Below are 14,442 nucleotides of genomic sequence, written 5' to 3'. Positions count from 1 at the left end.
GCAGCAATGATCCGCTTTGCCACCCTCTGCGCCGGCCTCGCCCTGTCTGCAAGCGCCTTCGCCCTGTCCATCGCCGATCTCAGTCAGTCGGATGCCACTGGCGGCCTGAAGGACGCGCTGACCCAGGGCGCCAAGGTCGCCGTCCAGCAATTGGGCAAACCGGGCGGCTTCGCCGAAAACCCGGACGTCCGCATCGAACTTCCGGGCAACCTCGGCAAGGCCGCCAAAACCATGAAGATGATGGGCATGGGCGCCCAGGTGGAACAGCTCGAAGACACCATGAACAAGGCCGCCGAAGCCGCAGTACCGCAGGCCCAGGCAATGCTGGTGGACGCCGTGAAGAAGATGACCGTGCAAGACGCCAAGGGCATCCTCAGCGGCCCGGATGACGCCGCCACCCAATACCTGAACACGTCCAGCCGCGACCAGCTGCGCGCCAAGTTCCTGCCCATCGTCAAGCAGGCCACCGACAAGGTGGGTCTGGCCCAGCAATACAACAGCTTCGCCGGCCAGGCCGCGAGCTTCGGCGTCGTGGATGCCAAGAGCGCCAATATCGAAAGCTACGTGACCGAAGAAGCCCTGGACGGCCTGTTCAAGATGATTGCCGAGCAGGAGGCCAGCATCCGCCAGAACCCGGCAGGTGCCGCCACTGGTCTGGCGAAGAAGGTGTTTGGAGCGCTTTGAGCCTCAACGAGGTACGGATGAGCCCGGCGTGATGCCGGGCTTTTTCTTTGAACGACCAACAAGCGCCAGTGAATGAGCGGCATATCGGATTGGCAATCCGGCGTGAAATCACTTTGCCAACACCGCCACGCGCTCATCCGCCAACGCTTCATCCAGCCCCTGGTGGAACCAGCGCAGCGCCTGCTCGAAACGCCCATGCCAGAGCCGGTCGCTGGCGCCGGCCTGAATCCCGGCCTGCACCCGTGCCGCCATGGCGAAGTCCTCCTCCAGCGCCGAGTAGAGAATGGCGTTGTTCTTCTCGAAATAACGCTGCGCCTTCTCCGTCGCCGGAGCTTCCGGCAGCAGAGTGTGGCCTAGCACGCGGGTGGCGAGGGGGCCGTCTGGGAACACAGTGGAGAAGTCGATGTGGTCCGGTTCCACCAGTACCAGGGTGTTGGGCCAGAGGAAATACAGCAGGTTACCGTGGTGCCTCAGGTTCCAGTCACGTTCAGGCTGATCGAGAACCTCACGCAAGTTGCGCTTCACGTAGTAGTTGCGGATATGCCGGCCGAAGCGCTCGAACAGCCCCAGGTTGGGCCAGAACAGGTGATCGATGGTGGCCTGGTGCGCCCTGGAGACGTGGTAATTCTCCAGGAAAGTGTCGATGGTCAGCTTCCAGTTCACCGGCCGGCGAATGTCCCGGGGATCGAAGACCACATGCTCATCCAGGGCGAAGCTGTCGAAGTCGGCCAGGATCTGCTCACCGAAGAAGGCATCCATGTCCAGTGCCGGCCCGGGTGAGTGGCGCGCCCATATGGCGCCGAAGCGCTCGGCCACCGGTACCTCAGTGAGGTTCAGGCAAGCCCGGTCTATGCCCTCGAAGCCATAGCCATGGGGGATGCCGCGCAGTTGGCCGTCCGGGTTGTAGGACCAGGCGTGATAGGGGCAGACGAATACCCGGTTACGCCCGCAGGCATCACCCACCAACTGAGTGCCCCGGTGCTTGCAGACATTGAGAAACGCGCGCAGTCGGCCGTGCTCATCGCGGGTCAGCAGCAGCGGCGCCAGGAGGTCGCGGGTGACGAAATGACCGGGTGGAACCTCGCTGGAACGAGCCACCAGCAGCGGTTCACGGCGCAGAACCTCGTCGCGCTCGCGGCGGTATCGCTGTTCATCGAGATAGACGTCCACCGGCAACGATGAAGGCGCGTCGAGGCATTCGGATACGCCCCGTTCCACCAGTGCCAGGGTTCGCTTGAGCAATTCCACCTGGGTCGCATGCTGCATGGGCACCTCTTCTTGTGGCGATTGGCGGTAGCGAGCCCGGCCAGTCTCTGCCTGGCAGGCGACGACGCCAAGGGCCGGAGAGGAAGTGGCCGCAGGATTGGCAGAAACAGCCCATACACATGAAAAAGGCCCCCGAAGGGGCCTTTGTCGTCAGTGGCTGGGTTGGACGTCCGGTGCCAGCACCGGCCTTGTCTGTTCGGCTTCCGCCGGCTTGACCCGGAACCAGGCCGCATAGAGCGCGGGCAGGAACAGCAGGGTCAGGGCGGTGGCGACGATCAGGCCGCCCATGATGGCCACGGCCATGGGACCGAAGAACACGCTGCGCGACAGTGGGATCATCGCCAGCACCGCCGCCAGGGCGGTTAGGACAATAGGCCGGAAGCGTCGCACCGTGGCCTCGATGATGGCATGCCAGCGATCCAGACCCTGGGCGATGTCCTGCTCGATCTGGTCCACCAGGATGACCGAGTTGCGCATGATCATCCCAGCCAGGGCAATGGTGCCGAGCATGGCGACGAAGCCAAAGGGCTGGCGGAATACCAACAGGAACAAGGTCACGCCGATGAGCCCCAAGGGCGCCGTCAGGAAGACCATGGCCGAACGCGAGAAGCTCTTCAGCTGCAACATCAGCAGCGTCAGCACGACCACGATGAACAGCGGCATGCCGGCGTTCACCGACTTCTGCCCACGAGCGGAGTCTTCCACCGTACCGCCGACCTCCAGCAGGTAGCCGTCCGGCAGTTCGGCGCGGATCGGGTCCAGCGTCGGCGAGATGTCCTTGACCAGACTCGCCGGCAGGGACTTGTCGTAGATATCGGCGCGCACCGTGACCGTCGGCAGGCGGTTGCGGTGCCAGATGATGCCTTCCTCGAAGCCGTACTCCAGGGTGGCGATCTGCGACAGCGGCACGCTCTGGCCATTGTCGGTGGGCACGGCCAGGCTCGGCAGCAGGGCCAGTTCCTGGCGTTCACGCACGGTCCCGCGCAGCAGGATCTCGATCAGCTCGTTGTCCTCGCGGTACTGGCTCACCGGCGCGCCGGTCAGCGAACTCTGCAGGAAGCGCGAGAGATCGGCGGTAGTCACACCCATGGCGCGGGCGCGGTCCTGGTCGATATTCAGCCGCACCACCTTGCTCGGCTCTTCCCAATCCAGGTGCACGTTCACCACATGGGGGTTCTCACGCACCTTGTCGGCCACCTGGCGGGCCAGTGCGCGGACTTCGTCGATGTGTTCGCCAGACACGCGGAACTGCACCGGGTAGCCCACCGGCGGACCGTTCTCCAGGCGCGAAATGCGGCTGCGCAGGGCGGGGAATTCGTCGTTCAGCACCTGGATCAGCCAGCTGCGGATTTCCTCGCGGGACTCGATGGATTTGGCCAGCACCACGAACTGGGCAAAGCTGGCCGCCGGCAGTTGCTGATCCAGCGGCAGGTAGAAGCGTGGCGAACCGGTGCCAACATAGGCCACGTAGTTATCCACACCCGGATGCTCGCGCAGCAGCTGTTCCAGACGCTTGACCTCAGCCTCGGTGTTGGCCAGGGACGAACCCTCGCCCAGTTTGAGATCGACCATCAGTTCCAGGCGACCCGAGGATGGGAAAAACTGCTGGGGAACGAAACGGAACAGGGCGATGGAGGCCACGAAAGCAGCCAGGGTCAGCAGGATCACGGTCTTGCGTCGCCGCACACACCACTCCACTACGCGACGGACCCGCTGGTAGAAGGGCGTGCCGTAGGGATCGTGGCCCTTGTCGCTGCCGCCGTGCTTCTTCGCGTGCAGCTTGGCCAGGTCGGGCAGCAGGCGGTCACCCAGATAGGGCACGAACACCACCGCGGCGATCCAGGACACGACCAGGGCGATGGTCACCACCTGGAAGATCGAGCGGGTGTACTCGCCGGTGCCGGATTGCGCGGTGGCGATGGGCAGGAAGCCGGCGGCAGTGATCAGGGTGCCGGTGAGCATGGGGAACGCCGTGCTGCTCCAGGCGAAGCTCGCCGCCTTGAGACGGTCATAGCCCTGCTCCATCTTGATGGCCATCATCTCCACCGCGATGATCGCGTCGTCCACCAACAAGCCCAGTGCCAGCACCAGGGCGCCGAGCGAAATCTTGTGCAGGCCGATGCCGAGGTAGTACATCGCGGCGAAGGTCATCGCCAGTACCAACGGGATCGACAGCGCCACCACCAGGCCGGTGCGCAAGCCCAGGGAGAAGAAACTTACCAGCAGCACGATGACCAGCGCCTCGGTGAGCACGCGAACGAACTCCCCGACCCCGGTCTTCACCGCTGCCGGCTGGTCCGACACCTTACGCAACTGCATGCCGGCCGGCAGGTTCTCCTGCAGGCGGGCGAACTCGCCCTCCAGCGCCTGGCCAAGCACCAGGATGTCGCCGCCGGACTTCATGGACACCGCAAGGCCGATGGCGTCCTCGCCCATGAAGCGCATGCGCGGTGCCGGCGGGTCATTGAAGCCGCGACGAACCTCCGCCACATCGCCAATGCGGAAGGTGCGGTCACCCACGCGAATAGGGAAGTCGCGAATTTCCTTAACCGAATCGAAACGGCCGGAAACACGCAGCTGCACACGATCGCTGGGCGTCTCGAAGAATCCGGCGGTAGCGACCGCGTTCTGCTCCTCCAGGGCTTGCTGCACTGCGGCGAGCGGCAGCCCCAGGGTGGCCAGCTTCACGTTGGACAGTTCGATCCAGATCTTCTCGTCCTGCAGGCCGAGCAGCTCCACCTTGCTCACATCCTTGACCCGCTGCAGCTGCAGCTGGATGCGGTCGGCGTAGTCCTTGAGCACGGCGTAGTCGAAACCTTCACCGGTCAGCGCGTAGATGTTGCCGAAGGTGGTGCCGAATTCGTCGTTGAAGAACGGTCCCTGGATGCCCGGCGGCAAGGTATGGCGAATGTCGCTGATCTTCTTGCGGACCTGGTACCAGAGCTCGGGAATCTCGTTGGAATGCATGGAGTCGCGCGCAATGAAGGTCACCTGCGACTCACCGGGACGGGAGAAGGAGACGATCTTGTCGTACTCGCCGGTCTCCATCAGCTTCTTCTCGATGCGTTCGGTGACCTGGCGGGAGACTTCCTCGGCACTGGCGCCCGGCCAGTTGGTGCGCACGACCATGGCCTTGAAGGTAAAGGGCGGGTCTTCGCTCTGCCCCAGCTTGGTGTAGGAAATGGCCCCGACAATGCCCAGCAACAGCATGATGTAGAGGACGATCTGGCGATTCTGCAGCGCCCAGGCGGACAAATTGAAATTCACGGCGCCTTACTCCTTGGCCAACAGCTTCACCGAACGGTTGGCGCGGTCCACCGGCCGCACCTGCTGGCCTTCGCGCAGCACCTGCACGCCGGCTGCCACCACCCAGTCATCGGGTTGCAGGCCTTCGAGCACGGGCACGCGGTCTTCGCCATAGGGACCGACGCGCACCAGGCGACGCTTCAGCGTGGAGTCCTTGGGATCGACCACCCAGACATAGGGCTGGCCCGCTTCGGCAGTCAGTGCCGACAGCGGTACGGAAAGCGGCACCGCGCCGTTGCTGCGGATGAACACGCGAGCGCTCTGGCCCAGTTCCGCCGGGACCTTGTTGTCGGCGAAGGCGACCCGTGCAGCGAAAGTACGGGACTGCGAATCAGCGGCCGGTGCCAGTTCACGGATGCGTGCCGGGAAACGCTGACCGGGCAGCGACCAGAGCTCAACCGCCACATCCTGGCCAACCTTGAAACGGTCGATCGCGTGTTCCGGCAGGCTGATCAGGACTTCGCGTTCACCATCGACGGCCAGGGTGAAGACGGTCTGGCCGGCGGCCACCACCTGTCCGACTTCCGCGCGACGGGCGGCGATCACGCCATCCCGGGAAGCACGCAGCACGGTGTAGGCCGCCTGGTTGCTGGCGACGTTGTGCTCGGCCTTGATCTGCTTCACCCGCGCCTCGCCGGCGCGGAAGGTGTTTTCCACGTTGTCGTACTGGGAGCGACTGATCATCTGGCGATCCAAGAGGGTGCGGTAGCGATCACGCTCGGCGCGCACCAGCGTGAGGTTGGCCTCAGCCGCAGCCACCTGGGCCCGGCTAGCCTCCAGTTGCAGGCGCACGTCCTGTGGGTCCAGCTCGGCCAGGGCCTGATCCTTCTTCACCCGCTGGCCCACTTCCACCAGGCGCTTGGCAATCTTTCCACCGATGCGGAAGGCCAATTCCGGCTCATAGCGCGAACGCACTTCGCCCGGGAAGGTATCCACCGCATCTGCCGCCGGTTCGGGCTGCACCACCATGGCCGGACGAACCACCTGTTGAACAGGCTCCCCATTGCCGCAGGCCGCGATCAGAAGAGAGAGGGAAAGGGGCAGAGCGAGGGGCAAGGCATGGCGAAACATGATGAATGACCTTTCGCGAAGAACAGCTGGAATATTTATACTGCTGGGTATAGTAAAAATAGCAAACTCACCAGTCCAGTATTTATAAAGAAATGTCAGACAATTCATTTCCAACCAACGGCCCAGGCCGTCCGAAAGATCCGGTAAAGAGAAAGGCCATTCTCGAAGCCGCGAAGAATCTTTTCCTAAGGAACGGCTACGACGGCAGCAGCATGGACGCCATCGCCGCCGAGGCCGGCGTGTCCAAGTTGACCGTGTATAGCCACTTCACGGACAAGGAGAGGCTGTTCTCCGCCGCGGTGAAGGCCAAATGTGAGGAGCAGCTGCCAGAGCTGCTGTTCGAGCTACCGGCCGACGCCAGCATCGAGAGCGTGCTGCTGAACATCGGCCGCAGCTTCCATCAGTTGATCAACAGCCGCGAATCCCTCGAGCTGCACCGGGTGATGGTGGCCATGGCCAACCAGGATCCGAAGCTGTCACGGATGTTCTACGAGGCGGGACCGCTGCAGATCCTGCAGGAGATGACCGGGCTGCTGGCCCACGCCAACGAGGCCGGCAAACTGCGCATCGACCATCCACAGAACGCCGCGGAGCACTTCTTCTGCCTGATCAAGGGCGGGCACAACTTCCGCCTGCTGATCGGCTGCGCGGCGGCGCTGGAGGGGGAAGAGGCCGAGTTGCACGTACGGGAAGTGGTCGAGCTGTTCATCAGGGCCTACCGGCCCTGACGGAAATGGCACGGAACTTCGAGGCCGTTGGCTGGCCTCAGGCTTCGAGCTTTTTCTTCGGATAGATGTCGTAGCGGCTGGATTTACCCTCCAGCGCATAGCTCGGCTTGGCGCCCTCGATGATCGGCGCCTTGCGTGGGCGCTTCACCACCACTCGGTGGCTGGCCAGGGCCAGGGCGGCCTCTAGCAGCGCCGGCGCATCCTGGTCATCGCCCACCAGCGGACGGAACAGGCGCATTTCCTTTTTTACCAGGGCGCTCTTGTCGCGGTGCGGGAACATCGGGTCCAGATAGATCACCTGGGGCGCCTCCCCCTGCCACCCCCGCATCAACTCGATGGCGTTGCCCTGCAGCAGGCGCATGCGCGCGACGATGGCGGCTGTCTCCAGGTCCCGTCCGGCGCGGGCCAGACCGTCTTCCAGCAGCGCGCCGATCAACGGCTGGCGCTCGATCAGGGTCATCTCGCAGCCCAGGGTGGCCAGGACGAAAGCATCGCGGCCCAGGCCCGCGGTGGCGTCCAGCACCTTCGGCCGAATACCCGGCTGCACGCCAACGGCCTTGGCGATCATCTGCCCACTGCCACCCCCGAATTTGCGCCGGTGCGCTGCCGCTCCTTCGACGAAATCCACCCGCACCGGGCCTGGCGAATCCGGCCCCAGCTGCAGCAGTTGCAGACCGTCACCACCGAGCTGAAGGGCGAAATCTGCCTCGCCTTCCCGCACCAGCCCCAGGCGCGCAGCCCAGGTCTCAAGCGCTTCGGCATAGGCCGGTTCAAGGGCTTCTGCCCTTACCCTGACGGAATCTTCACTCATGGACCTACACGCCTGACCGGAAAACCCGCGCATTCTGCCAGAGCCGGCAGCCAGCGTCCCCATCCGCCCAAGCGGGAGAGGAGCCTCGGCTCAGGGCCGGAACAGGTCGTTGATGCGATCGAACGGAATGGCTTGCTCCATTGCCGCCAGGTTGCCCTGGTGCAGTTCTTCGGCGGCACGGAAAAACGCCCCGTAGGCCACCCGCGCCAGATTGGAACCTACGCTCACCCGCTTGACCCCAAGTTCGGCCAGTTCCTCCAGGCTCAGCTTCAGGCCAGGTGACCCCACCAGCACATTCACCGGCCGTGGCGCCACGGCATGCACCACTTCATGGATCTGTTGGCGAGTGGTCAAGCCCGGTGCATAAAGCACGTCAGCCCCCGCCTCGGCATAAGCCACCAGGCGACGCAGGGTGTCGTCCAGGTCAGGACGGCCGTGGAGGTAGTTCTCCGCCCTGGCCGCCAGGGTGAAGGGGAATCCAAGGCGATGGGCGGACTCCACTGCGGCGCGAATGCGCTCGACCGCCAACTCCAGCGGGTAGATGGGATCGTCACTGCGACCGCTGGCATCTTCGATCGAGCCGCCCACCAACCCGACTGAAGCAGCCGCACGAATGGTCGCGGCGCAGTCTTCAGGACGATCGCCATAGCCATTCTCCAGGTCCGCCGCCACCGGCAGGGGCGTGGCCTCGACTATGGCGCGGGCATTCGCCAGGGCTTCGTCCCGGCTGACATTGCCCTCCGCATCACGCCGGCCGAGGGCAAATGCCAGGCCGGCGCTGGTGGTGGCCAGGGCGGCGAACCCCAGATGGGCGAGCATCTTCGCCGAACCGGCATCCCAGGGATTGGGCAGGACGAACAGGCCGGGAGCGCGGTGCAGAGCGGCGAAGGCTTCACCGCGTTGCGCTTGGGTGGTCATGGCAGGCTCCGGAGTCATAGGCAGAAGCCGATAGCCTAGCCCAAGGCTCAGAGGAGGCCGAGTTGTTCGGCCGGCGGTTGCGGCAGCACCAGGGCCGGCAGTCCGGGCAGGCGCTTGCACAGGGCGGCATGGAAGCGCAGGGCCTGGGCTGCAGCAAGATGATTGTCCGGAGTGTGCAGGAAGACGTTGGGCGTGAGGCCCTGTTCGATCCAGCCGGCGACCTTGTCCAGCCAGGGCTCGAGGAACGGCTGGTTGGCGTCCAGGTCCGGCCCGCCGATGAAGCGCACTTGTGGACGGGTACTGAAGGCCGTGGGCCGCACGGGTACCCGCGGCTTCTTCGCCTGCGCATGGAGTACCGCCGGGTCCTGGGAACGGACGCTGAACAAGGCCCGCGAGTCCAGGCAGATACGCTCCACGCCGCGTTCATGCAGCAGGCGATTGAGCATACGCTCGGCGTCGCCTTTGTCGAAGAACGCCGGGTTGCGTACCTCCACGGCAATGGGGTGGTGACTGAATTCATCAAGCCAGGCCGCCAGCTCCCCCAGGCGTGCGGGTCCGAAAGCCGCTGGCAGCTGAAGCCAGAGCGGCATGAGGCGCGGGCCCAGTGGCGAAAGGAGCTGGAGGAAAGTGTCAGTGGCGGCGAACTGGTCGCGCAGATCACCTTCATGACTGATGTCCCGAGGCATCTTGGCGCAGAAGCGGAACTGCTCCGGCATGGTCTGCGCCCAGCGCTGCAAAGTGTCGGCGGAAGGCCGCGCGTAGAAGGTCGTGTTGCCCTCCACGGCGTTGAACACCTGGCAGTAATGCCCCAGGGTGTCGGCGGGGCGCAGGTCGGTGGGATAGAAGCTGCCGCGCCAGGCCGGCTCGTTCCACGACGGGCAGCCCAGGTGGTAAGGCAACATCAGGCGTAGAGGTCGAGCCCGAGCACCTCGGGGGCGTCGTAGTCGGCGGCGAAACTGGCGGTGGCGCTGTAGCTGGCGATGGCCTGCGCAGCACGGTTGCTGAGAGTGCGCTGCTGTTGGATCAGGTCCTGCGGACGCAGCGGCAGGCTGTCGCCGGAGCTATTGCTGGCCTGGACACGACGGGGCTGGGCGGTCTGCTCGTAGCCTTGGGTAGAAGACGGTGTGCTCGGCTGCTCGCGACGGGCCTCCGCTTCACGCTGGATCTCGCGGAAAGGCGTGACCGCGCTGCCCTGACGGGGGCTGCGCTCCAGCGGATAGGAAGAGGTGAAGCCATCGATGCGCATCGGTTACTGCTCGGCAGTGCTGGCGTTTCGAAATGAGTGCCGGTGGACTCTAGCCACCCGCCCCGGCGTTGGCAATCCGGGACGGAGGGCCGACAGGCTCAATTCTAGCGCGGCGCCTTGGGCGTGGCGACGTTGTCGCGCAGATAGACCGGCTGCGCCTGATCGGCGGGCAGGCCTTCACCCCGCGCCCAAGCGAAGCGGGCCAAGGTCAGCAGGTCTTCGGCATGGGGCAACAAGGCGGGTGACTGACCGCTGACCAGAACCGGAATCCGCGCGGCAAAGGTGCCCCAGCCGGTGCCCGCGCCGTACCAGTCACCACTGGCGTCGCGCGGCAGCTGGGCCTTTTCCGGCGGCAGCACGGCTTCCGCGCCAGCCAGGCGCATTTCTCCGGCCTCCAGGCGATAGCAGCCCCAGTAGACCTCGTCCATGCGCGCGTCGATGGCCGCAGCCACCTGATCGACACCCTGCTCACGGTGGGAACGCTGAGCCAGCACGGCCAGATCGGAAACTGGCAGCACTGGACGATCCAGGGCAAAGGCCAGCCCCTGGACGACACCGATGGCGATACGCACGCCGGTGAAGGCCCCTGGTCCGCGACCGAAGGCGATGGCATCCAGCGCCGCCAGCGGCAATCCGGCTTCGGCCAGCAGGGTCTGGATCATCGGCAGCAGACGCTGGGCGTGCAGGCGCGGGATCACCTCGTAGTGGCTGAGCACCTTGCCGTCATGCAACAGGGCAACGGAGCAGGCTTCGGTGGCGGTATCCAGGGCCAGCAGAGTGGTCATCGATCAGTCCAGACGCAGGAAAAAAGGCGGGCATTATAAACGCCAACGGCCCGCAAGCGGGCCGTTGGTCAGATACGAGCTACGTCTCAGCTGAGCGCGGCCAGTACCTTGCCAGTGATCTCTTCCACCGAACCAACGCCGGCGATGGCGCTGTACTTCGGGGTGCCTTCAGCGGCAGAGAGCTTCTGGTAGAAATTCACCAGCGGCTTGGTCTGGGAGTGGTAGACGGACAGGCGATGACGCACGGTTTCTTCCTTGTCGTCGTCGCGCTGGATCAGGTCTTCACCGGTTTCGTCGTCTTTACCGGCAACCTTCGGCGGGTTGTGCTCGGTGTGGTAGACGCGACCGGAGGCCGGGTGCACACGGCGGCCGGCGATGCGGCTGACGATTTCCTCGTCGTCCACGGCGATCTCGACCACGTGGTCGATGCTCACGCCCGCTTCCTTCATGGCTTCAGCCTGGGGAATGGTGCGCGGGAAACCGTCGAAGAGGAAGCCGTTGGCGCAGTCGGGCTGGGCGATGCGTTCCTTGACCAGGTTGATGATCAGGTCATCGGAAACCAGGCCACCGGCATCCATGACGCTCTTGGCCTTCAGGCCGAGCTCGGTACCAGCCTTGACGGCTGCGCGCAGCATGTCGCCGGTGGAAATTTGCGGAATGCCGAACTTCTTGGTGATGAAACCGGCTTGAGTACCTTTGCCGGCACCAGGGGCCCCCAGCAGAATCACGCGCATCGATGTGCTCCTCAAAGATTTTATTTTCAGATCGGTCGGATTCGCCTCATGGGGCCAATCTCAGAATAGGTTTTCGGCGTCGCTGTCGGGCCAAAAGGACGTTCAAGATACACAGCGCCCCTATAGCGCACAAGACGCCGGAAGTAGGGGCTGGAACCGCCTCAACCGGTGTTGCGCAACCCGGCTGCGATACCCGCCACACTCACCAGAAGGGCCTGTTCCAGAGGGCCTTCGACATGTTGCTCACAGCGCCTGGAACGGGCCAGGAGCTCGGTTTGAAGCAGGTGTAGAGGGTCAAGGTAGGTATTGCGCACACTGATGGCTTCGCGGGTCTCCGGGCTCTGTGCCAGAAGCTCGGACTGACCGGTCAGAGCCAGTACCGACGTGCACGCCTGCGACAATAGGTCGCGCAACTGCGCACCCAGGGATTTCAGCTCCCCAGACACCAGTCGCTCGTCGTAGAGGGCGGCGATATTGGCGTCGGCCTTGGCCAGGACCATTTCCAGCATGTCGATTCGGGTGGCGAAGAACGGCCAGCGCTCACGCATTCGCGCCAACAATGCGGTTTCGCCGCGTTGCTGGGCGTTGGCCAGGGCGGCCTCCCAGCCCAGCCAGGCCGGCAACATCAGGCGTGTCTGGGTCCAGGCGAAGATCCACGGAATCGCTCGCAGGCTCTCCACACCACCCGCGCGACGCTTGGCCGGGCGGCTTCCCAGGGGGAGGCGGCCCAGCTCCTGCTCAGGTGTGGCCTGGCGGAAATACTCGACGAACTGAGGATGCTCTCGCACGACCGCGCGGTAGGCGGCCACGCCATCGGCAGCCAGGCGGTCCATGGCGGCACGCCAAGCCGGCTCGGGCTCCGGCGGCGGCATCAGGGTCGCCTCCAGCACGGCGGCCAGGTAGGTGTTCAAGTTCTGCTCAGCGATACCGGGCAGGCCGAACTTGAAGCGGATCATCTCGCCCTGCTCGGTGGTACGGAATCGCCCTGCGACTGAACCCGGCGGTTGCGACAGGATGGCTGCATGGGCAGGGCCACCGCCGCGCCCCACGGTGCCACCGCGACCGTGGAACAGCAGCAACTCCACCTGATGTTCGCGGCATATCTCCACCAGCCGTTCCTGGGCGCGGTACTGGGCCCAGGCGGCCGCCACGGTCCCGGCATCCTTGGCCGAATCGGAGTAGCCGATCATCACCTCCTGCGGGCCATGCAGCCGCGCACGGTAGCCAGGCAGACCCAGCAGGCGATCGATGGCCGGGCCGGCGTTGTCCAGGTCAGCCAGGGTTTCAAAGAGTGGCACCACGCGGATCGGCCGTTGCAACCCGGCTTCCTTGAGCAACAGTTGCACCGCCAGCACGTCCGAAGGCGCCCCGGCCATGGAGATCACGTAGGAACCGAGGGACGCAGCCGGCGCATTGGCCGCCACCCTGCACGTGGCGAGCACTTCGGCGGTGTCGGCCGAAGGACGGTAGTGCGATGGCAGCAACGGACGTCGGTTGTCCAGTTCGCGCTGGAGGAACGTCAGACGGTCCTCTTCATCCCACTCGGCGTAATTGCCCAGCCCCAGGTAGTCGGTGATTTCATCCAGCGCGGCGGCGTGACGCCCGGCGTCCTGACGGATGTCGAGGCGCACCAGGAACAGGCCGAAGGTGGCCGCGCGACGCAAGCAATCGAGCAGCGCGCCGTCAGCGATAACGCCCATGCCGCAGCTGTGCAACGAGTGGTAGCAAAGCTCCAGGGGCTCAAGCAGCTGGCTGTTCTCATGAAGCACGTCGACGCTCGGTGGTATATCCCTGTCCAGAGCCGCTTCGGCCCAGGCGCGGGTGGCGCGAAGGCGATCACGCAATTGCTTGAGCACCGCTCGATAGGGTTCTGGATGAACGCCCACCCGCACCCGCAGCTCATCGCTGGCCCGCTGCATGGACAGCTCGGCGGCCAGATGGTCGATGTCACGCAGATAGAGGTCGGCTGCCATCCAGCGGGCCAGCAGCAGCACCTGGCGGCTGATGGCGGCCGTGACATTGGGGTTGCCGTCGCGGTCGCCGCCCATCCAGGAAGCGAAGCGCAGAGGCGCGGCAGTCAGTGGAAGACGCAGCCCGGTGGCCTCATGCAGCACCTGGTCGACATGCCGAAGCACATTGGGTAATGCATGCCACAGGGAATGCTCGATCACTGCGAAGCCCCATTTCGCCTCGTCCACCGGTGTCGGCCGGATGCGGCGGATCTCCTCGGTGTGCCAAGCCTCGGCAATCAGGCGCAGGAGGCGCAGGCGCGTCCGCTCGTGCTCGGCGTCGCTCAAGTCGGCGTGGTCCTGGACGGCCAGTTGCGCCGCCATGGCGTCGTACTTCTGGATCAGCGTTCGGCGGGCAACCTCGGTGGGATGGGCAGTCAGCACCAATTCGATATCCAGGCGCCCCAGCTGCCGGGCCAGCTGTTCCGGGCCATGACCGGCAGCGAGCAGGCGCTGCAGCAAGTCGCCCAGCACACGATCTTCGAAAGGTTGCGGTTCATCCGGGCCGCGCCGGCGGATGCGGTGGTACTGCTCGGCAATATTGGCCAGGTTGAGGAACTGGTTGAAGGCACGAGCCACCGGAAGCAGTTCATCGTCTGTAAGCCCGTCGAGGGTCTCGATGAGCTGGCGCTCACCTTGGGCCGAGCCTTTGCGCGCAGCCTTGGCGCCCTTGCGGATACGCTCGATCTTGTCGAAAAAGGCCTTACCCAGCTGGGTGCGGATGGTATCTCCGAGCAGTTCACCGAGCAGGTGGACATCCTCACGCAGGCGCGCGTCGATTTCGGCCATTACCGTCTCTCCGTTCTGTATGCGGCCTCCAGATTGCCCAGCGCGCCATACAGATACAAGGGCGCGACGAACGGCGTATCCAGGCGCGTCGGCAA

Annotated in this window: 12 protein-coding genes; 2 read left to right on the top strand and 10 right to left on the bottom strand. The window is 64.8% G+C overall.

Features of this window, described 5'->3' with window-relative positions:
- Positions 1-6: 6 nt before the first annotated feature.
- Entirely contained in the window at positions 7-684 is a 678-nt protein-coding gene (locus G559_RS0106225) for a DUF4197 domain-containing protein (protein WP_028627419.1), read from the top strand.
- A gap of 108 nt (positions 685-792) precedes the next feature.
- Here G559_RS0106225 and G559_RS0106220 read toward each other — a convergent pair whose 3' ends face one another.
- The 3 genes from G559_RS0106220 to G559_RS0106210 form a co-directional block, all read right to left on the bottom strand.
- The gene (locus G559_RS0106220) at positions 793-1,950 is read right to left on the bottom strand and encodes an aromatic ring-hydroxylating oxygenase subunit alpha (RefSeq protein ID WP_028627418.1); all 1,158 of its coding nucleotides are present in this window, start codon (positions 1,948-1,950) and stop codon (positions 793-795) included.
- A gap of 150 nt (positions 1,951-2,100) precedes the next feature.
- A complete protein-coding gene (locus G559_RS0106215; RefSeq protein WP_028627417.1) occupies positions 2,101-5,217 on the bottom strand; it encodes an efflux RND transporter permease subunit in 3,117 nt (1,038 codons plus the stop codon).
- A 6-nt stretch (positions 5,218-5,223) separates the two neighbouring features.
- Positions 5,224-6,327, bottom strand: a complete 1,104-nt coding sequence (locus G559_RS0106210; protein WP_028627416.1) for an efflux RND transporter periplasmic adaptor subunit — start codon at positions 6,325-6,327, stop codon at positions 5,224-5,226.
- 92 nt (positions 6,328-6,419) lie between these two features.
- On the opposite strand from G559_RS0106210, the gene G559_RS0106205 reads away from it, so the two are divergent.
- The gene (locus G559_RS0106205) at positions 6,420-7,055 is read left to right on the top strand and encodes a TetR/AcrR family transcriptional regulator (protein WP_028627415.1); all 636 of its coding nucleotides are present in this window, start codon (positions 6,420-6,422) and stop codon (positions 7,053-7,055) included.
- Between the two features lie 37 nt (positions 7,056-7,092).
- On the opposite strand, the gene G559_RS0106200 is transcribed toward G559_RS0106205, so the two are convergent.
- The 7 genes from G559_RS0106200 to ppc form a co-directional block, all read right to left on the bottom strand.
- Entirely contained in the window at positions 7,093-7,866 is a 774-nt protein-coding gene (locus G559_RS0106200) for a class I SAM-dependent methyltransferase (protein WP_028627414.1), read from the bottom strand.
- A gap of 90 nt (positions 7,867-7,956) precedes the next feature.
- On the bottom strand, positions 7,957-8,784 hold the full coding sequence (locus G559_RS0106195; protein ID WP_028627413.1) for an isocitrate lyase/PEP mutase family protein: 828 nt from the start codon (positions 8,782-8,784) through the stop codon (positions 7,957-7,959).
- 47 nt (positions 8,785-8,831) lie between these two features.
- Positions 8,832-9,686: a DUF72 domain-containing protein gene (locus G559_RS0106190; protein WP_028627412.1), complete on the bottom strand. Its 855-nt coding sequence runs from the start codon at positions 9,684-9,686 to the stop codon at positions 8,832-8,834.
- Complete coding sequence (locus tag G559_RS0106185; RefSeq protein ID WP_028627411.1) at positions 9,686-10,030, bottom strand: hypothetical protein; 345 nt, start codon at positions 10,028-10,030, stop codon at positions 9,686-9,688. Before G559_RS0106185 ends, G559_RS0106190 begins: the two co-directional genes overlap by 1 nt.
- A gap of 104 nt (positions 10,031-10,134) precedes the next feature.
- On the bottom strand, positions 10,135-10,815 hold the full coding sequence (tsaB, locus tag G559_RS0106180; RefSeq protein WP_028627410.1) for a tRNA (adenosine(37)-N6)-threonylcarbamoyltransferase complex dimerization subunit type 1 TsaB: 681 nt from the start codon (positions 10,813-10,815) through the stop codon (positions 10,135-10,137).
- Positions 10,816-10,901: 86 nt separating this feature from the next.
- The gene (adk, locus tag G559_RS0106175) at positions 10,902-11,549 is read right to left on the bottom strand and encodes an adenylate kinase (protein ID WP_028627409.1); all 648 of its coding nucleotides are present in this window, start codon (positions 11,547-11,549) and stop codon (positions 10,902-10,904) included.
- A gap of 161 nt (positions 11,550-11,710) precedes the next feature.
- Positions 11,711-14,347: a phosphoenolpyruvate carboxylase gene (ppc, locus tag G559_RS0106170; RefSeq protein WP_028627408.1), complete on the bottom strand. Its 2,637-nt coding sequence runs from the start codon at positions 14,345-14,347 to the stop codon at positions 11,711-11,713.
- Positions 14,348-14,442: the final 95 nt, after the last annotated feature.

This window comes from Metapseudomonas resinovorans DSM 21078 (assembly GCF_000423545.1).
Taxonomy (GTDB): Bacteria; Pseudomonadota; Gammaproteobacteria; order Pseudomonadales; family Pseudomonadaceae; genus Metapseudomonas; species Metapseudomonas resinovorans.
This window is presented reverse-complemented; position numbering and strand designations above follow the sequence as displayed.

Excerpts from the sequence above, each read along its gene's own strand:
- G559_RS0106225 (WP_028627419.1), top strand. The coding sequence starts at position 7 with ATGATCCGCTTTGCCACCCTCTGCGCCGGCCTCGCCCTGTCTGCAAGC.
- G559_RS0106220 (WP_028627418.1), bottom strand. The coding sequence starts at position 1,950 with ATGCAGCATGCGACCCAGGTGGAATTGCTCAAGCGAACCCTGGCACTG.
- G559_RS0106210 (WP_028627416.1), bottom strand. The coding sequence starts at position 6,327 with ATGTTTCGCCATGCCTTGCCCCTCGCTCTGCCCCTTTCCCTCTCTCTT.
- G559_RS0106205 (WP_028627415.1), top strand. The coding sequence starts at position 6,420 with ATGTCAGACAATTCATTTCCAACCAACGGCCCAGGCCGTCCGAAAGAT.
- G559_RS0106200 (WP_028627414.1), bottom strand. The coding sequence starts at position 7,866 with ATGAGTGAAGATTCCGTCAGGGTAAGGGCAGAAGCCCTTGAACCGGCC.
- G559_RS0106195 (WP_028627413.1), bottom strand. The coding sequence starts at position 8,784 with ATGACCACCCAAGCGCAACGCGGTGAAGCCTTCGCCGCTCTGCACCGC.
- G559_RS0106190 (WP_028627412.1), bottom strand. The coding sequence starts at position 9,686 with ATGTTGCCTTACCACCTGGGCTGCCCGTCGTGGAACGAGCCGGCCTGG.
- G559_RS0106185 (WP_028627411.1), bottom strand. The coding sequence starts at position 10,030 with ATGCGCATCGATGGCTTCACCTCTTCCTATCCGCTGGAGCGCAGCCCC.
- tsaB (WP_028627410.1), bottom strand. The coding sequence starts at position 10,815 with ATGACCACTCTGCTGGCCCTGGATACCGCCACCGAAGCCTGCTCCGTT.
- adk (WP_028627409.1), bottom strand. The coding sequence starts at position 11,549 with ATGCGCGTGATTCTGCTGGGGGCCCCTGGTGCCGGCAAAGGTACTCAA.
- ppc (WP_028627408.1), bottom strand. The coding sequence starts at position 14,347 with ATGGCCGAAATCGACGCGCGCCTGCGTGAGGATGTCCACCTGCTCGGT.